The 19,544-nt window shown below is 31.1% G+C and carries 20 protein-coding genes and 1 tRNA gene; 7 read left to right on the plus strand and 14 right to left on the minus strand.

The window, feature by feature from the left end; all coding sequences use genetic code 11:
• Positions 1–133 precede the first annotated feature (133 nt).
• The 3 genes from KFE69_08545 to KFE69_08555 all read left to right on the plus strand — a co-directional run bounded on the left by KFE69_08545 (position 134) and on the right by KFE69_08555 (position 2,541).
• The gene (locus tag KFE69_08545; GenBank protein ID UTW41556.1) at positions 134–1,066 is read left to right on the plus strand and encodes a hypothetical protein; all 933 of its coding nucleotides are present in this window, start codon (positions 134–136) and stop codon (positions 1,064–1,066) included.
• Between the two features lie 110 nt (positions 1,067–1,176).
• On the plus strand, positions 1,177–1,878 hold the full coding sequence (locus KFE69_08550) for a hypothetical protein (GenBank protein ID UTW41557.1): 702 nt from the start codon (positions 1,177–1,179) through the stop codon (positions 1,876–1,878).
• A 99-nt stretch (positions 1,879–1,977) separates the two neighbouring features.
• On the plus strand, positions 1,978–2,541 hold the full coding sequence (locus KFE69_08555; protein ID UTW41558.1) for a hypothetical protein: 564 nt from the start codon (positions 1,978–1,980) through the stop codon (positions 2,539–2,541).
• Here the strand turns inward: KFE69_08555 and KFE69_08560 are convergent.
• From KFE69_08560 to KFE69_08590, 7 genes are all read right to left on the minus strand, one after another.
• Positions 2,534–2,764: a hypothetical protein gene (locus KFE69_08560; protein ID UTW41559.1), complete on the minus strand. Its 231-nt coding sequence runs from the start codon at positions 2,762–2,764 to the stop codon at positions 2,534–2,536. The two genes, KFE69_08555 and KFE69_08560, sit on opposite strands and share 8 nt — an antisense overlap.
• 9 nt (positions 2,765–2,773) lie before the next feature.
• Positions 2,774–2,968: a hypothetical protein gene (locus KFE69_08565; protein UTW41560.1), complete on the minus strand. Its 195-nt coding sequence runs from the start codon at positions 2,966–2,968 to the stop codon at positions 2,774–2,776.
• Between the two features lie 119 nt (positions 2,969–3,087).
• Positions 3,088–6,255, minus strand: coding sequence for a bifunctional proline dehydrogenase/L-glutamate gamma-semialdehyde dehydrogenase PutA (putA, locus tag KFE69_08570; protein ID UTW41561.1), 3,168 nt, complete (start codon positions 6,253–6,255; stop codon positions 3,088–3,090).
• On the minus strand, positions 6,255–7,490 hold the full coding sequence (locus KFE69_08575; protein UTW41562.1) for an MFS transporter: 1,236 nt from the start codon (positions 7,488–7,490) through the stop codon (positions 6,255–6,257). Before KFE69_08575 ends, putA begins: the two co-directional genes overlap by 1 nt.
• A 228-nt stretch (positions 7,491–7,718) precedes the next feature.
• Positions 7,719–8,540, minus strand: coding sequence for an NAD(+) diphosphatase (gene nudC / locus KFE69_08580; protein ID UTW41563.1), 822 nt, complete (start codon positions 8,538–8,540; stop codon positions 7,719–7,721).
• A 2-nt stretch (positions 8,541–8,542) separates the two neighbouring features.
• Entirely contained in the window at positions 8,543–9,565 is a 1,023-nt protein-coding gene (gene waaC / locus KFE69_08585) for a lipopolysaccharide heptosyltransferase I (protein UTW41564.1), read from the minus strand.
• Between the two features lie 26 nt (positions 9,566–9,591).
• Positions 9,592–9,668: transfer RNA gene (locus tag KFE69_08590), tRNA-Pro, on the minus strand.
• A 250-nt stretch (positions 9,669–9,918) separates the two neighbouring features.
• On the opposite strand from KFE69_08590, the gene KFE69_08595 reads away from it, so the two are divergent.
• The 4 genes from KFE69_08595 to KFE69_08610 all read left to right on the plus strand — a co-directional run bounded on the left by KFE69_08595 (position 9,919) and on the right by KFE69_08610 (position 12,407).
• Positions 9,919–10,653 carry a hypothetical protein gene (locus KFE69_08595; protein UTW41565.1) on the plus strand — a complete coding sequence of 245 codons (735 nt, stop codon included), beginning with the start codon at positions 9,919–9,921 and terminating at the stop codon, positions 10,651–10,653.
• A gap of 91 nt (positions 10,654–10,744) precedes the next feature.
• Positions 10,745–11,137: a ribosome-associated heat shock protein Hsp15 gene (gene hslR / locus KFE69_08600; GenBank protein UTW41566.1), complete on the plus strand. Its 393-nt coding sequence runs from the start codon at positions 10,745–10,747 to the stop codon at positions 11,135–11,137.
• A gap of 124 nt (positions 11,138–11,261) precedes the next feature.
• A complete protein-coding gene (adk, locus tag KFE69_08605; protein UTW41567.1) occupies positions 11,262–11,930 on the plus strand; it encodes an adenylate kinase in 669 nt (222 codons plus the stop codon).
• Between the two features lie 39 nt (positions 11,931–11,969).
• Positions 11,970–12,407 carry a nucleoside deaminase gene (locus KFE69_08610; GenBank protein UTW41568.1) on the plus strand — a complete coding sequence of 146 codons (438 nt, stop codon included), beginning with the start codon at positions 11,970–11,972 and terminating at the stop codon, positions 12,405–12,407.
• Positions 12,408–12,496: 89 nt separating this feature from the next.
• On the opposite strand, the gene KFE69_08615 is transcribed toward KFE69_08610, so the two are convergent.
• From KFE69_08615 to KFE69_08645, 7 genes are all read right to left on the minus strand, one after another.
• The gene (locus KFE69_08615) at positions 12,497–13,216 is read right to left on the minus strand and encodes a hypothetical protein (GenBank protein UTW41569.1); all 720 of its coding nucleotides are present in this window, start codon (positions 13,214–13,216) and stop codon (positions 12,497–12,499) included.
• A gap of 294 nt (positions 13,217–13,510) precedes the next feature.
• A complete protein-coding gene (locus KFE69_08620) occupies positions 13,511–13,735 on the minus strand; it encodes a hypothetical protein (GenBank protein UTW41570.1) in 225 nt (74 codons plus the stop codon).
• 1 nt (position 13,736) lies between these two features.
• Positions 13,737–14,834 (minus strand): IS4 family transposase, encoded by a 1,098-nt coding sequence (locus KFE69_08625; protein UTW41571.1) that lies wholly within the window; start codon positions 14,832–14,834, stop codon positions 13,737–13,739.
• 95 nt (positions 14,835–14,929) lie between these two features.
• Positions 14,930–15,226 carry a hypothetical protein gene (locus tag KFE69_08630; protein ID UTW41572.1) on the minus strand — a complete coding sequence of 99 codons (297 nt, stop codon included), beginning with the start codon at positions 15,224–15,226 and terminating at the stop codon, positions 14,930–14,932.
• A gap of 61 nt (positions 15,227–15,287) precedes the next feature.
• The gene (locus KFE69_08635) at positions 15,288–16,517 is read right to left on the minus strand and encodes a hypothetical protein (GenBank protein ID UTW41573.1); all 1,230 of its coding nucleotides are present in this window, start codon (positions 16,515–16,517) and stop codon (positions 15,288–15,290) included.
• A gap of 265 nt (positions 16,518–16,782) precedes the next feature.
• Positions 16,783–16,995 (minus strand): HigA family addiction module antidote protein, encoded by a 213-nt coding sequence (locus KFE69_08640; protein UTW44043.1) that lies wholly within the window; start codon positions 16,993–16,995, stop codon positions 16,783–16,785.
• A gap of 3 nt (positions 16,996–16,998) precedes the next feature.
• The gene (locus KFE69_08645) at positions 16,999–19,314 is read right to left on the minus strand and encodes a hypothetical protein (GenBank protein UTW41574.1); all 2,316 of its coding nucleotides are present in this window, start codon (positions 19,312–19,314) and stop codon (positions 16,999–17,001) included.
• Positions 19,315–19,544: the final 230 nt, after the last annotated feature.

Genomic DNA, 19,544 nt, shown 5'->3' on the forward strand with positions numbered 1-19,544 from the left:
TTTAATTATTTTTTCTAATTATATTTGTTTTTTATTATAGTGAGTATTTAAATATAAAATTCTCAAAATATATAAATCATACCAATTGATCATTAGCATCATCAAATAAGATATTTAAATTTGGAAATTAGCAATGAAATATTTTTTTATTATTATAATAACTATTTTATCCTATCAAGCTGGATACTCTGCTCAAGACTATAATTTAGAAGTAGTCAATAATTCGAATAATTATTTATATTTTTATTCATATGATAAACATTGCATTCATGGAGGCTTTAGTGGAACTGTTAACCCTCATTCATCAGATAACGTCGATTTTACAGATGATGATGGTTTAGGCTCCTGTCATGGGAATAGAAAACATGTGAATATTAAATTTTTATCATTTCGTGCTAATAGCAAATGGTTTCAAGAAAGCACTAATTATCCCAGAATCGATGGTTATCCTCCAAATCAAGCATGTGCGTTGGGACTAGCTCTCCCTTACTATCTAAATAAAGACTGCTCTTCAATTAATGAGCTTCAAACTGATGTTGAGTGGAACCATAAAACCGTAGGAGCCCATATAAAAAGTAATTGGGGAACAATGTTTGAAACTTCGGAAAACGATGGTTATTTAATAATCTCAAAAGCAACTTGTGATGGCACAGATTGTTTAAACACTTATGGTGAGGGTGGCAGTGATCTAAAGTTAATTTTAGGTTATAACCCTATCAAAGGTTCACCTGTATTGCCCGGCTATTATAAAATTGTCACAGTTGGCTTGGGCAAAGTCTATGTTACAAGTAACTATAACAGAAAAGTAAAAGAAAATGACTCTGGAAAAGTATATTTAGATCCAGAAAAGAATATTTATACTTTCCATTTTACAACTAGTGCAAGAGGTTGTACTTTGGCCAACCAACAGTTTCAATGTCCTAATACAATTAGTGCAACTATTCCATACTATACTGGTGAAAATACAATGCTATTTGTCTGCCAACAATCAAAATCATCTCAGTCTAAATGCCCATGGGTTTTAAGTGATGAAAATAAAAATAATTATGTTTTCAATTACACATAATCATAAAAATTATATTTATTTCATTATTTTTTTACATTTAGCTATTTATTTATAGCGCTTTTTAATATTAAATAATCAGACATAAAACCAAGTAAACACAGGGGATTGTAATGAAAAACTTATTAAAAGCTATGCAAAAAATGTTTCAAGCTCAAAGCGTATATGAGTTTGCAACACAACGTAATTTATTTTTACCTACCAACCAAGCCATTTACAGGCTCCATGGATCATGTCCAACTAATGGCCTTGAAGCTAGATCATATCAGTTTCCATTTACCTTTCAACAGTTAGCAGATTATGTTGCATTTAATGCAACACATGGCTGTAAACCTTTAGTTTATGGAAGCTGCCAAAGTATTGAAGACTTAGAAACTGGATTTTTAAATGATAGAAAATTAGAAACTAATGACCAACATGGACTATTAGTTGGCATGCCAAAGCATAAACTGTATTTACCTGGTGCACTTGGCATAGAAATACAAATGTGTGCTGATGAAGATGCTCAAAAAGCATTAGGTGATAAAATTTCAAGAGAAAAAGAAGTTATCTTTGATGAAATGACTCAACAGCAAGCATTAGTTTATGTCAAAGATTTATCAGCTTTAAAAGGAGGTGATAAAGTTCATAATTTACTACATGAAGTGAATCCTAAACTTCCGAAACTAGTTACTTTAGATGAAATAAATAGTCAAGAGTACCTTCAAGATTTATACCAACATATCCTAGAAAATAAATCAGTCCACCCCATATTTTTTAATGCTGGTGCATCAACAGATAATTCAAATGAAACATCACATGATCAGGCAGTTTGAAGCACTACAGTCTAATTATTTGCTAGAAAAAATCTTGCAAGATAACCAGACATAATATATCTTATCCTTCCTTTTCAATCTAATAAAGGAAGAAATTGTATGAAATTTCAACTAAAATCACTTATAACAATGTCAATAATATTACAAGCATCAATTTTATTATCTGGTTGTTTTAGCTCAGGCTCAGGTGATAGTTCTCCTTCACCTTCACCTACTGGACCAACAAGTGGTGTTACTTTAGATGAGTTTAATGTAGAAACTAGCTCAGGTGATCCTGTTTATTTGACTTTTAGGAAAGGTAGCACATATCAAGTTGTTACTTCAGCTGTACTTGATCAACCACAAAATAATTTAATGATTGATACGACACCACCAAAATTAAATACTATCATAGATTTTAGTGGCTGTAGTCAGGACTTAGATTTAACAAAAACAAAAAATCTAGTTAATTGCTCTCCAAATGGTAATAACCCTTACTGTATTAAACTGAAACTTGCAGCTGGCGATATGCCCACAGTTTCTAAGTTCTATATTCGTCCAGATGCACAATCTGGCGATAGCTGTGCAGTTGCTATCTCTGCAAACTATTTTTATCGAAATAAAGATGGTTCATATGTTAGTAGTCATAGTATAAATGAATCTGTTTCTTATAATATTAGTTAATTGATACATCAATTATCTCTTTTTGAATATCTGATGCATTAAATTGTACCCCTACTTTGTTAATGGCTTTAATTTTTTCAATATCTCCTAATTTAAAAACTTCTTTAAAAGCTTTAACACCTTCATTATTCCACACTTTAAAATCAGATATATCTCGTCTTAATACATAATCTTTCAAAGCAATATCAAATAATTGATCATTCTCTTTATCAATAGCGTACATCAGTAAATTCTATTGTTTATTATTTGAAATTAACTGAGCTTTCGTAGATTGATAAGCTATTTCATGATTATTTAGTTTTGCAAATCGAATATACATATACTTTTCAAGACTCAATGCTTCTGCTATTGTAGGACCTTCATTAAATTTATCTTTCCAATAGATATCTGCTTTAAGCAGATTGTTATAATTACGACAACTATTCATATTGCTAAAGTCACTGCAAACCAAACTTGCAGTGAAAATAATAACTTATAATTTATTTTAAATAAAAAATCACCTAATTAAATAGGTAATTATAATGTTTTATTCTATTTTTATATAAATTAAGCATCATTTTCATTTAAAGTCATCAATGATGCATTACCGCCTGATGCTGTCGTATCAACGCTAACTGTTCTTTCAACTGCTAAGCGGTATAAATACAATGGACCACCTGCTTTAGGACCTGTTCCTGATAAACCTTCCCCACCAAATGGCTGTACACCAACTACCGCACCAACAATATTACGATTAACATAAATATTACCTACTCGAATACGCTCTTGGAAATATTTTACGGTTTCATCAATGCGACTATGGATACCAAAGGTTAAGCCATAGCCTGTACTATTAATTTGATCAATAACGCCATCTAAATTATCAGCTTCAAACCGAACAATATGTAAAACTGGACCAAATATTTCTCTTTTTAGAGCATTAATATGATCAAGTTCAAATACAGTTGGCGTAATAAAAGTACCACTTAATTCACCAGTTTCAACTTCATAGATAAACTTAGCATCTTTCTTCATCTGATCAATATGGTTCTGCAAGTTAGTCTGCGCTTCTTTATCGATAACAGGGCCAATGTCTGTTTTTAAATTGTTTGGATCTCCAACTGTCAGCTCCTTCATCGCACCTTTTAACATTTCAATAATATTATCAGCAACATCAGATTGTAAAAATAAAACACGCAAAGCTGAGCAACGTTGACCAGCGCTATCAAATGATGAATTAATCACATCAGCAACCACTTGCTCTGGTAATGCAGATGAGTCAACAACCATGGCATTTTGACCACCTGTTTCAGCAATTAACGGTACAATTGCGCCTGGTTTAGATGCTAAGGTCCTTTGAATAATATGTGCAACTTCTGTTGAGCCTGTAAAAACAACACCCGCTACTTTTGGATGATCAATTAATTTAGCACCAACTTGTTCACCTGTACCCGGTAATAGTTGTAAAACTCCCGTTGGAATACCTGCCTTATGAAATAATTTCACTGCTTCATAAGCAATTAATGATGTTTGTTCTGCTGGTTTTGCCAAAACAACATTACCTGCTGCTAAGGATGCTGCAACTTGACCTAAGAAAATCGCTAATGGAAAATTCCAAGGGCTAATACATACCACCACACCTCGACCATGAAGACTAATTTGATTTAACTCACCCGTTGGTCCTGGTAACGTTTTAGCTTCTGCAAAATGCTCTTTTGCTTGTTGTGCATAATAACGACAAAAGTCAATTGCTTCTCTTACTTCTGCTATCGCATTAGATAATGTTTTACCTGCCTCATTAATCGCAATTGCCATTAATTCAGGTGCATGCTCTTCAAGTAAGTCAGCCATTTTTTCTAAATATTCAGCTCGTTGATGAGCCGAAGTTAAGCGCCAATTCTCAAATGCCTTTAATGCACAATCAAATGCAATATCTGTTTGATCAGAAGTTGCATACAATACTTTACCCACTAACTGACCAGTAGATGGCGAAATTATATCAACTGCTCGATCTTTACCATTGACTAATTCAATACCCTCAATGATAGGCTTTGCAAAATATTCATTCTTAGCAAATGTATCTTTCATTTGTTGTGATAACTTTTCTAATGTCGCAACATCATTGATATTGTAACCTTGTGAGTTCATACGTTCTTCTCCATAAATAAATCTAGGTAATGCAATTTGACTATGCGGCTTAAATTCAAATCGTTTGGCTTTTTCTATTGGGTCTTCAACTAGTTGCTCAATTGGCACTTTCTCATCAACAATACGATTAACAAATGAACTATTCGCACCATTTTCTAATAACCTACGAACTAAATAAGGTAATAAATGCTCATGCGTACCAACAGGCGCATAAATACGACATGGAATATTAAAATTATCTTCACCAACAACATGATCATAAAGTGCAGTTCCCATACCATGTAAACACTGAAACTCAAAATCACGGTAATCGCCTGCTAGCTCTAAAATAGTTGCAACACTAAGTGCATTATGTGTTGCAAACTGCGGGTAGATATAATCTGTATTTTCTAAAATTTTCTTAGCACATGCTTGATAAGAAACATCAGTATAGCATTTACGACTAAATACTGGATAACCACCTAAACCTTCTTCTTGAGCATGTTTAATTTCAGCATCCCAATAGGCGCCTTTAACTAAACGAATCATAAATCGATGATTGGTGCGCTGTGCTAAATCAACCAAATAATCCAAAACAAAGCTTGCTCGCTTTTGATAGGCTTGAACTACAATACCGATACCTTGATATCCATGTAATGACCGTTCAGTTGCCAAACGATCTATTAATTCTAATGATAACTCTAAGCGTTCAGTTTCCTCAGCATCAATATTTAAACCAATATTATATGATTTAGCTAATTCCATTAATTGAAGTAATTTAGGGTATAGCTCTTTATGTATACGATCAGACTGAGCAACTTCATAGCGAGGATGTAACGCAGATAATTTAACTGAAATACCTGCATTATTTTTGATACTACCTAATTGTGCTGATTCAGATTTTCCAATGGCATTAATTGCATCAGTATATTCTTTAAAATAAAATTCAGCATCACCCATAGTCCTAGCTGCTTCACCTAACATATCATAAGAATAACGATAACCTTGCTTTTCATATTGACGCGCTCTTTTTAATGCAGCATTAATCGTCTCACCCATAACATACTGCTTACCTAATACTTTCATTGCATGCTTAACTGCACTACGAACGACTGGCCGCGAACGCTTAGATAGAAAGCTCTTTAATGTATTAGAAAAATGTTCTGTATTCTCACGATCTTTATGAATGAGTCTACCAGTAAGCATTAAACTCCATGTTGCTGCATTCACAAATAATGATTCACTTTTACCTAAGTGTTCATTCCAATTTGCTGCGGTTAATTTATCACGAATTAGCTTATCTGCTGTAATTGTATCTGGGATACGTAATAATGACTCAGCCAAACACATCAAGACAATACCTTCTGATGAAGATAAATCATATTGCATCATAAATGCATCAAGGCCACTTTTACTTAATCTCTCTCTTCTAACTTGAGCAACTAATTCACTAGCAATTGATTGAACTTTTTCTATTTGACCTTCTTGTAATTGTGCTTGGTTTGCCAAAGACTTTACGATTGTCTCTTCATCAATCGCCCAATAATCACTAATCGTTAGCATTAATGGATTCTTGCGGTAAGTTAAAGATAATTCACTTAATCTCATTAAACGCCCCCTTTGTTTGTAATCGAGTTATTCTCAACATCAATATTTACCTTCATTAATTTAATAAATGTCACTAAACCTAAAACACTAGAAAGTGTAAAAATAATACCAAGTAATTGTACAGCATCAAGTGGAATTTGGGTAATAATAGATGAAATTATACCTGCAGTTAACATTTGAAGTGCACCGGTTAATGCACCAACCGCACCTAAACGTTTGGCAAAAGGTAAAATTGCAGCTGCACCACAGGATGGAAAAACAATACCTGCAGCAAAATTAAACATCATCACTGAGAATAGTACAGAAATTACGGTAATATGATTAAATAACATAAATAGTATTAAACTAATTGCTGCAACTAAACCAAAAGCAATGCCAACACCTATATTTACTTCTAAATTAAAGCGTTTTAATAATCGTGGATTAGCTAGCATACCTAAAATTAAAAAAGCATCACCTAACGCAAATGTCCAGCTAAACTGTGTCATTGTTAAGCCTAATGTTTTTTGAAATAAGAATGAACTTAAAGCCAAATAACATAAAATTGATGCCATAAACAATGAAGAGATAAATACATTAATCGAAAAGTATGGCTTTGAAATAATGCTAAGGTAGGTTTTATAAGTCAACTTAGCTGATAGCCGATTTTTACGATTTAATAATGTCTCTGTTAGAACAAAATGCGCTAATAATAAACCAATTATATTTAGTATAATTAAAAAAACAAAATTACTCCGCCAACCAAAATGTAATGCTAGATACGCACCAAATAATGGCGCCATTACAGGAGCGATTAAAATCATTGAACCCATATAGGATGAAACCGTAACATATAATGTATTATGCTTAATTAAATCTCTTAAAATTGCTCGGCTAATTGACATGGGAGCTGCCATCCCAATCGCTTCAATGGCACGCCCAATAAACAATTGATAAATTGAGAAACTAAAGACAGTAATAATACTACCGATTAAAGCAATATATAAGCCACATAATACAATAAATTTACGCCCAAATTTTTCAGATAATGGTCCAAAAAATAATTGTCCCAAAGCAAACAATAAAAAATAAAACGGAATGCTGAACTCTAATGATGGCTTTGATGTTTCTAAATCAACAACCAAAGACGGCATTGATGGAATAAATATATCTGAAATAAATATAGCTGTCATAGAGATAAAAATTACAATCAGTACAGTCTGTAGCTGATGCTTGGATAATTTACCATCTGCCATATTCAATACCCTATCTATCAATATGTTAAATAACTATAAATGCATCTTTTTTGAGTCAGTTACAACCGAATGCCACCCCTATGATCATAGCACTTGATATCCTATAAAATCAGTCTTTTATATTCTTAATTTTTAGTGATTAAGCGATTAGACGCTTTAAGACTTTAAGATGCTTTAGATGAGTATATTCTATATTGATATTACAGTCATTAAAAATAAATTTATTTATTAATTAATACGGTTTAAGTACGATGAAATTAAATGATGGGCTATAGCAATTTTCGCTGGCAATTCAGGCAAATTATCAATATCAAACCACTGAGCATCTTCAATTTCTTTAGGGTCAATATTAATTTCACCAGAGTCATATTCTGCACTAAAGCCAACCATTAATGATGAACTAAATGGCCAAGGTTGTGATGTTTGATATTGAATGTTTTTAACCTTTATTCCAACTTCTTCAAATACTTCTCGTTCAACTGCTTGTTCTAATGTTTCACCTGGTTCAACATAACCTGCAACTAAACTATAACGTCCTTTAGTAAAATAATGAGATCGTGCTAATAAAATCTGATTATCTCTTTTGATTAATACAATAATTGAAGGTGAAATTTGAGTATAAACCACATGGCCACACTGATGACAAATACGTGCCTGCTCATCTTCTTTATCTTCCATTTTATGACCACAAGCACCACAGTTACGATTGACTTTATGCCAGAAAGATAAATGTGATGCATAACTCGCTGCCTGAAAAACAGCGACATCAATTAACTCAAAGACAAATCGTAAATCAATATAATCATAAGTATCAAATGGTTTATTAGGATAACAAATGTAACAAGTTCGCTCATTAATTTTACCAAAAGCATAAAAACTTGCCTGTGATAGCTCATCTTTCACTTGTTTATATGTGATTGGTTTAAACTCATCTAAGGCCATTCTTCTTTTATGGTCATAGATAAATAAATAGTCATCATCATTTGGTTGAATGCTGGCAGATAATGGGCTACGTTCAAATGCTGTTTTAGTTGTAAAAATCTCCATCATAATCACACTAACTCCAATAAGGCATTAAGAACTAGAGTCGGTGGTATTGTTTCATAACAAGGTGGATAAATAACATGATCCTTTTGATCATATTGACACTGTCGCTTTAGGCAAGGTGCACAATGATAGTGTGCTTTAAGATGCAGTTGATTTTTGCCTTTTGTTGAAGTTAATGATGGATTCGTAGAACCATATATTGAAACGGTTGGCACTTCAATTGCTGCAGCTAAATGTGCTAGCCCTGTATCAACCGATACAACTGCTGATAATGATGAGAAATACTCTGCTAATTGTGTTATCGACATTTTAGGCAATAAACTAACATGCGAAAAGCCTAATTGAATGGCTTGTGCTCTTTCTTTTTCTTTTTCATTACCCCAAGGTAGAACAATCTTATAATTTTCTTTAGCCAACAATTCTGCTAACTGGCGCCAGTAGTCAGCTGGCCAATGCTTACTCTGCCATGTCGTTGCATGAAGGAAACAAACCGTTTTATTTTGTTTTGTTTTATCCCAACAATAAGATAAACCATAATCAATAGTAGCTTGATCCGTTTTATAATCAAGTGAATGGGCAAATAACTGTTTAACACGATCAATTGCATGTTGACCTTTTTTAACATCATATGCTTTTTTATAAAATAATGGAGCAATCCAACCTTCTCTTGCACTTTTACGATCTAAGCCAACGACATTACCTTTAGCAAATTTAGTAATCATTGCGCTTTTAAATAAGCCTTGTGCATCGATGACTAAATCATAATCTTCTTTTTTTAACGCTTTTAAAAAAGCTTGAACTTCTTTATTTTTAAAATGCTTTAACCAACTTTTACGCCAACGTCTAATTGCAACTGGGATAACACGATCAACTGCTGGGTGTAATTTGGGAATTTCTTGCAATGATTCTTCTACAACCCAATCAAAAATAATATCTGAATGATATTTTTTAGCTTCAGTAATTGCAGGTAATGTATGAATGACATCACCTAAAGAAGAAGTTTTAACGATTAATACACGTTTTGGCATAGTTAATACCACTATTATTATTTTGATGGTCGGGACGGCGGGATTTGAACCCACGACCCCTAGCGCCCCATGCTAGTACGCTACCAGGCTGCGCCACGCCCCGAACTTTCGCTCAATCTTACCAGAATTATAGTTAAAAACAAGGAGAAGGGTTATGTTTTATACCTTATAAAACAACTAATACATAAAATTTAAACAATTTTATCTTTATAGAAAGTAGAGTCTTAGTTTCTGATTTATAAATTATATTTTAATTTCAACATATAAATATAGATTATTTGTGCATTTTTCGATCAAAGCATCAACAATACAATGCCTAAATTAAACATTTAAAATTATATTAAGAGTTAATTATGGGTTTATTTGATCAAGCAAACACTATCAAAAACGGTAAATTCTACAGACAATTTTCTCAAGCTTATGGCAGTAAAGACCTAGAAACTTATTTTAGTGGCTCAAAGGTTGCACAAAGTGGTATTTGTTCTGGTTCAGGATTACTTTGGATTAGGCATTATCTTACAAATGCAAAACCATACAGCAACGAACAAATGCTAAAAGATCAAGGTGATATTTTAACCGCGCAAAAAGCTGTTCGTGTCAGAGATCAATCACTGAGAAACCTTCTAATTGAATGCGGTATGAAGCCAAGAGCCAATCATTTGAATAACTATAAATTTAAAGCAGATGAAGCTAGAGGTGTTGCAGATTTGATTTGTTCTTCAGAAGGTATTAACACCATAAGCTATCATCACCCTAAATTTGGTAATCATGTGGTAACTTGCTTTGTTGATAAAGAAAATAAACAACTCTATTTTTCAGATGTACATAAAGGTGATGTTACTTTACCCTACCCTGCAAGTATTGATTGGTTAACTAAATATTTTGAAATTTTTCACAAAAGCTGTGGCGAGATTACAGTTACTCACTTTGAGTCCAAATGGAATGAAAAAGCCTATCAAAAAACACTTGCCTCATTAACAGAGGACGCAAAGCTATATGATAAACCAAAGCCAAGTGAAGAAACTCCGCTTATATTCCATGAAATTATACATAGTTCAGATAAAACTACAGAAGCTACACTAAGTTAATATATTATAGCTTCATAACTTTCCTCATTCATCAAATTCTTAATCAGTGGTATACTTCAATTACTAATGATCATAAAATTAACATTAAATAATGACTGAAGAAACTAAACAATCAATAAGGCTTGATAAATGGCTTTGGGCTGCACGTTTTTTTAAAACAAGAAGTATTGCAAGAAATGCAGTTGAAGGTGGTAAAATTCACTACAATGGTCAGCGCAGTAAGCCTAGTAAAGTCGTCTGCATTAATGATAAGTTAACCATACGCCAAGGTTCAGTTGAAAAAACTGTTATTATCAAAGCACTATCCGATAAACGTGGGCCTTTTTCTGTTGCATCAAAACTCTATGAAGAAACCCAAGAAAGTATACAAAATCGTGAAAAACAAAGTGCCATGAATAAAGCAATGAAAGAATCTCGTGCACCAGATAAAAAACCAACCAAAAAACAACGCCGCCAGTTACTAGACTTGAAAAATCAATCCTAGTTTATGTTGCAACACACAATAGCAAAATAAGATTAGTATTTGTAACCCTTACTAAAACTAGGCATAATACTATTCGATTTACTAAAATTATAAATAAAAATTTAAGCATAAAGTGAGGAATTCAATGCGCTTAATTTTACTTGGCCCGCCTGGTGCTGGCAAAGGTACCCAAGCCAAAATTATTGAACAACAGTTTAATATCCCACAAATCTCAACAGGTGATATGCTACGCCAAGCAGTTAAATCTGGTAGTGAATTAGGAACTGTTTTAAAAGAGACACTCGCAAATGGTCAACTAGTCTCTGATGATTTAATTATAGAAATTGTAAAAGAACGCTTAAGTCAACCTGATTGTAATAATGGTTATTTACTTGATGGCGTACCAAGAACATTAGCTCAAGCTGAAGCACTTAAAGAAGCAGGTGTTCAAATTGATTTTGTTGTCGAAGTTCAGGCCGATCCAAATATTATTGTTGAGCGTATTACTGGCCGTCGTATTCATGAACCATCTGGCAGAACTTATCATATTGCTTTTCATCCACCAAAGAAAAAAGATATTGATGATGATACAGGTGAACCTTTAATTCAACGCGATGATGATAAAGAAGAAACCGTTCGTCATCGATTGGATGTCTACTCGCAACAAACAGAGCCCTTAATTGAATACTATAAAAACTTCAAACCTACTTCAGCAGTATCTAAACCTACATTTATTATTGTTGATGGCGAGCTACCAGTTAAACAAGTCAGTCAATTATTGATTGATAAATTATGTGAATTATCTGAGAAATAACAAAACTGCCATCCATTTCATAATCAATAGGACAAAATCATGGATCGATTTTTAGAAGCCGCAATACAACAAGCAGAAAAAGGTTTATCTGAAGGAGGCATCCCAATTGGATCTGTTTTAGTTATAGATAATGAAATCGTTGCACAAGGCCACAATCAGCGTCATCAGAAAAACAGTGCTATTTTACATGCTGAAATGGATTGTTTAGAAAATGCGGGTAGATTAACGGCTAAAGATTATACTAAAGCAACGCTTTATACTACTTTATCACCCTGTGCTATGTGTACAGGCGCAACACTACTTTATGGTATTAAAAAAGTGGTTATTGGTGAAAATATTAATTTTTTAGGCGGTGAAGATTTATTAAAGGCAAATGGTGTTGAAATCACTGTATTAAATGATCCAAAATGTATCGAACTTATGAAAAATTTTATCTCCTCAAAGCCAGAGCTTTGGCATGAGGATATTGGGGTTTAAACCTTCCAAACTAGACAGAATAATATGATAAATTTACTTTAAGTCCTAAAAAATATAAGCACTATTAACTATAATCATAATTAATATTTTTATAGTTCATTATGCAAGCTATATTCAACAGGTTTAGGTGGATTATTTCTATTCCAAAATAAATAACTATTCTTATTTTTACCTGTATTACCATTATTTTGTTTATCCAACTCATATTTAAATTCACAAGCTAATAATTTAGGATTAACTTGCTCTCCTTCTTTATTAGTATTTTTAACATCACACCCTAGTACTTCATTTAATATATCAGTTGATACTATACTGAAAAAGTCATGATTTTTTATCTTACTCAACTGTTTAATTAGATCATTAACACACTCATTTGATGTTTTAGTATTTCTGGTATCATATTTAGATAAATTAACTGCAATGGTTAATTTTCCTTCATCAAACTTATTCTCAAGCATTAGTACTTGCCTATAAGCATTTCCTATCGAACGGATAGTATTTGAATTAATTGAATCACCATCATTTAAATTTTCAAGTATTTTGTAGACCTCTGAAGATATAAATAGCGCTTTCACTTTAATTCTACATTGATTGTGTAGACCAACCTTATCTTTAATTTTATTAAAACTTTTATCATCAAATATTTTAGCAAGTTCATCTTGTCCAAAATATTGAAGATAAATCATATCAGACAATACATTATAAACATTTAAATAAGTAACTTCTGGAACTCCTAATTCTTTCACCCTATCTAACAATTTGTTTATAAATTTTACACTAGCACTATTTTTTTCTAATGAGCTTTTCATTGCAACCCTCTTAATTTTAATTATTAAATTTAGTACAGAACTAATGATAACAAACACAAATAAATGACGCAATGATTCATTTATTTCAATAGTTTTCCTAAATTAAGTGATAACTAACTATTTAAAATTCATGATTTTTAAATACAAATCTTCAGTATATAAAGCAATAATTTATTAGCTATATATTTCAATACTATCTTTATCCATTTATAATTATGCTAGCCAAATTATAACTTACAACAAAAGGCACTTAATTGTGTTTCTATATGATTTGATTATGGCTTCAAAAAAATTTTATAATTCGTTATAGGATGATTTATCACTACTTTTTAATAATGACTGAAACTGAGAAAATATAAATTTAGATGACCGTTTTTGTTTACTATTGCTATTTATATTTTTTGCCATTTTTGATTGATTTGCCAACAAACTTTCACTTTCTAAATTATCAAAGTTAGTTTTATTTTGTATTTCAGTATTTTTATCTTTAGATAATAATTTATCATTAATTATATTCACACTACATGACACCTACCAGAGCCATTCTTTGACTAATTGATATTTTAGGTTTAAATGTAGCTTTGATAATATTACAGATATACTCTGAAGAATTAATGGCTCTGGCTAGCGATTTAGCAATAGTTTCAGTACCAATTTTAATCAAAGACTTAGCTTTAAATCCATGCTTTTTAATTTTAATAGGTTTAATGCTTTCTAATATTTCACCTGTACGATAAGACCATATTAATGCAATGGATACAACAAACATAAGCCTTGAAAGTTTTTGCATATCAGTTAAGTGGGTATTCTCAAAATTAAAACCACGTTTTTTAATAGCTGAAAAAAATGACTCAATCTCCCATCTTATTTTATATTGATCGAGTGCATTTAGGTTAAACTCTCTAGTTACAACAATAACTAATTCACCTGTAGGCAGTCGCAGTCCTGAAACATATAAATCGCAGCCTACTATACACTTTGTATTATGAAGTGTTCTTGCTTGTGAAGCTTTAAGAGTTAGAAATAATTTTGAAATCTTTTTATTAGAAGCTAGATAATTACCTTTGGCTCGAATAACAAATTTAACTTGTTTGCTAGACAAATAAGCTATCCAATTTCCATCAATAAATTCACGATCACATAAAAGTGTTTTAATTCTAGTTGCAGGAATAAATTCAAGTAGTTGATCAAATAGTCTCTGCCTATCAATGGCTTTTGAGTTACCTCTCTTTCGCTGAGGAAGCAGTGACCAAATCACAGGAATTGCAACACCTTTATAAGCAATAGCAATCATTAGAAAATTAATATGTACCTTGCCAAACTTCCAGTTAGTTCTATCCATGCATAATATGACTTGATCAGATAAATTGAAAATGGTGTCGACTAGTTTCCAGAGGCTAAGAAAAGATATTTCAAACCTTGTGATAAAACGTTGAAGACGCCTATAACATGACGTAGTTGATGCTTTTGATGGAAAACATTTAGCAATTTGTGAAAGATTAACATCATTTATTATCTGTAGGGCAATAATAAAGTAAGTTAGGCATTCAGTATTCCAAAAAGATAAGTTAAAATAGTGCTTCAGTGACTGTTGTAATTCATTGATGTGTTTCATCATATCGCTCTTTTTTGTTTTTTGGCGATTATAAGAATGAACGATAACAATGAAAAATCAATGGGTTACACCGTTACTGTCGTGTAGTGTGAATTATATTATGTATTTTTATCTTTAGAATCAAGCAAAGGTCCGTCATCTAATATTTTGGCAAATAATAGTTTTGCATTTTTTATAGCTATATCATTAGTACAATTAAGTAATTGTTTATTTAAACTATGTAATAAATTAATTGGAGTTGCTCTCATTGTTTGAAAGCCGGTTATTTTATCTGATAGGCCCTGCATTTCTAAAAACATATTATAATATGCACAATAGGTTAAACTATTAATATTTCCGCGCTCTACTGAAGCTAAAATTTCACTAAACGCCATAAATTCATCAAAATTTTTCATTAAAATATCCTTTTTAGTTTTAAATATTTAGATTAGTTAAATCCGTATCTATTACTTTTAACTACGATGTAGGTGTATTTGCTAGCGAAGTTGTTGAAGTAGTGGTTGTTTTTAAAAATGGAAAAAATGATGATTTTGCACTACTATTCTGCTCTTTTGATAACTTATCAGCAAGCTCATTAATATTACCAGTAATACGATTATCTCCGTCTAAATAGTTTTTAATTTTTTTACGACATGTGTCTGAAATATGATATTCTTGTCCTTGAAATGAAACTTTATTTCTAAATAGTTGCGTATATGTATGGTGATGCTCTTCAAGAAATGAATGTATTTTAGTAATATTTGTTAAATCTTCTGGCTTAACATGCTTAACATAACCATTATCTTTACCTCCAGGCTTTGGCTCATTACCATATCCATCAATAAGTGGATCATATAGTGGAAGTTTAGACTCAGTAATTGTATACATATTTTTAACCGTTTGACGATAATTAAAGTCTACTTTCCCAGTTCCTTGAATACTTCCTATTGATAGTTTGGAATGACGGTCAGATAGATCAGTTTTAGTCCTATCCATACCATAAGCATGTAACTTTAAGGTCACATTTGTTGGTAGCATATTAGAATTTCTAGTAAAAAAATTATTTAAGCTTTTTAGTAGGTCATCTCTTTCACTATTCTCATGATATTTATCATCATAAAAATCAAAAATAATCTCTTCATCAGGGTTTTTAGTAGCTATTTCATGTATCTGGGCATATAAAATAGCTAACTTAGATTCATCAACAGTACAATAATCTATTGTACCTTCTTGAGGGGCAGGCCACATTTGTAATTGATTTTCATCCATTCTAGCATCATTTGGATTAATATTGATCAGTCTATTATTAAACCCAACAGCAGTATTATTAAATGCTGTTCCATTTTGAAGGTTATGTTCAATATCTGCTAATAATAATTTATTGATTGATACCTGAACCTGTTTCTCATGAAAATAGTTCTCAATCTTTCCTAATGCAATAACACTTGGCTCTGTTGGATGCCTACCAGCACTATTTAAACGCTCTGCATTATAATTTTGACGATTAGAGCCAACCATTAAAATAATTTGCTCTTCATTTTCATTAGCTTGTGAAATAATCTGATCAAATAATGCCTTATTTGCTGAAATTACAGCTTGCTGTACATTTTCATTATTATATACATAATCATTATCCTTAAGAATTTCATGATATGCTCGATTGAACATACAGCCGTCAAAATCTAATGAAACTACTCGAATCGTCATAATTTTACCCCTAATTTTATTGATTAATTTAAAACCACTTAAATATTAACAAGCATAAATTTATGAAGCAATGCTTTTTATGTTGCAAGAATATTAGAAACTAAATTAAAGCTAAGCATCTAATTTTAATAAGTTAAATTAAAAATGAAAATTTAAAACGCAGTGATTCAATTAATCATGTATTTCAATATAATTGCATTTTTGATCAATAAATAATTATAGCTAATCTATAAAACGCAATAAATTGCGTTTCTACATGGATTTGCTATGCCTCAGTTAATACTTTTAATGGTTTAGACTTTTTATGCTTTTGTTTAGCATGCCAAAGATCATAAGCACTTTGTAAATTTATCCAAAACTCAACTTCCATTTCAAAAGCTTCAGCAAATGCTAAAGCAGTATCTGGGGTGATGCCTCGTTTACCATTAACTATTTCATTAATCCTTGGATATGTCCACCCCAAGTGTTTTGCAAATATAGACTATTCATATATCCTATTAGCCGGACAAGTAGTTTGGTTTAACTGACCTTGATAAAACGGAGTATGACTATTTGATGACAATGGAACATCTACCTTATTTGGATTTGGAAGCTGATCATAGTATTTTTGATCTTTAGCTAAGTGCAAAAATGCCAATTGATCATCTGGATTTAATCTTTCATAAATATACATAAAGTTATCCTGATCTTTAATAATTCCATTATCTCCAAAAAAGAATTTTTTTTCTTTGGCTAGTTTAAATAAATCTGACTGCACATCTAAACTCCAATCCTCAAAAATATATAAAAAGTCATCAAAGTTTTTAATAATTCCATTGTCTCCAAAAAAGAATTCTTTTTCTTTAGCTAGTTTAAATAACTCTGATTGATTATCTAAACTCAACGACTCTAAAATATATATAAAGGTATCATAATTTTTAATAATTCCATTTTTTCCAAAGAAATTTACCTCATCTTTTAACTGTTCAAAAAGTTTATTCATACCAACAAGTGCTAAGTGTCTACAAAAAAATTCAAAATCATTAAATGATCTAAATTGTTTATTAATATTTTTATTCGCTATTAATTTTATAATGTCATCACCAAAACTAAAAGTTTCACAAGATGCTCTTATAAAATCAGAAATAATATTAAAACTATACAAACAATGATTATCTATAAGTTTACACAATAATTCCAAATAATTAAGGTATGCTGTATTATCATATTTTCTAAAGCATCCTGTATCATCTGAAAAATATTGTTTACAAGAATCGTCATTAAATGAAGAAAAAATTGATTGAATTTTTTCAATAAAATATGATGATTTTAACTTTAATTTGTTTAATTTTTCCCTATTTTCACCAATTAAAACTTGATATTCTGAGTCATCAAACTGACTGCCTTCTAACATATTTTCAGGGTGATATATATAAGGATTACGAAGTTGTATAGCATCAGGCGTTTTTCCTCCAGTACCAATAACAACACGAGTTATACTTGAGTTTTTCTCAAATATCTTATTAGCAAATATAGGTAACATACCTTCAATTATTCCATCATCTACTTCTGGGCGCAAATTTTCCCAAGAATCAAAAACTAAATTTCCATATTCACTTAACCAAGCATAACTTTGCCCAACAATATCAAAATCACCATAATTAAGACTACCATCATGATTTAATGGATCTTTAGATAGCTTATTATGTTTTGATTTTAGCAAAACATAAAAGCCATTATTCTTACAGCTAATACCATCAATAACACACTGTTTACCATCACCATCAATTGATTGACAACAATTTGTCATCTCACCTAAAAAATAAGCATTTAGGTCGCTAGCTGGAAGTTTAACTAAATAATAACCATCACATTTTACCTCCTTACCATCAAAAATAACATCTGGTAGATTATCTTGAGTCTTCCTTAAAGACTCTACCTGAAGACAGTAATCAAATACTTGCTGACTTTTATTATACTTGTTACAAAGTAGTGCTAACTCTAAATTTTCATTTGCATTATGGAACGTTAATTTTGCCGTTATACCAAAAGCTTCATCAATCGTCTTTGGTGCTCTATTTTCATTATTTTCTGTAATTTTTTGAGCATTTTGAAAAAATGATAAACCTTTATATCCATATGTATTAATAAGCCTTAACCAACCAGATAAATCATCTATCTTAGGGTTATTAATAGCTATACTTTGCACAAGTGCATCATGAACTAACTTACGGTTATCTTTACTATGTTGTTTTAAATAATCATAAGCTAATACTACAGGGCTTTTTGCTTTTTTCTGCTGATGCTTTAGTTTTTCACTAATAATAATTAATAGTTTATAAGCATGCTCAAATGCAACACTATTATCTTGATCATTATTTGCTTCTAGAAAGTCTACAGCTAACTTACAGGCTTTAAATAACTTTAGATAATGTCGATTAATAGGCTCATTAGTTAAATCAAAGAATTGATATTCATCATTTAATTTTTTAAAACCAGATAACACATCCTCATTACTTAGAACACTATGTGAATTTTTGATCTCTAATGTTTGTTGCTCACCAAAAAGTGTATTCTTTAAAAATGTGACATTTTCTTTAGTTCTTATATCTGTATCATTACTATCTATTAGTTGATTTAATAAAATGAATAAATTTTCTTTGTGAGATTCATTTTTCATAAGCAAGTCAAAAGCATGAATAAGTTCTTCTTTTTTAGCCGCTTGCTTTTTATTTTTAATATCTTCAGTTAAAGCCTCTAAAATCTTTGGTAATGCTTTATCTTCAAAGATATATTGGTACAATTCTGAAAAATTCATAACAACCCTCTATTTTTGTTTGATTAATTTACAAACATAAAATTATAACAGATACAATTATGCAACTCAATGCTTCATATATTTATAATTAACCTAAACACGCTAAATCACGTTTCTACATGAAATATTAATTTACTATGCAATTATGCATCGTTACAGTAATACAGTTTTTACTTTATTTCTTTATGATTTCTCGTACAATAAGCATTTAATCAATAAATCAGACAAAA

Source organism: bacterium SCSIO 12844 (assembly GCA_024397935.1).
Lineage (GTDB): Bacteria > Pseudomonadota > Gammaproteobacteria > Francisellales > Francisellaceae > M0027.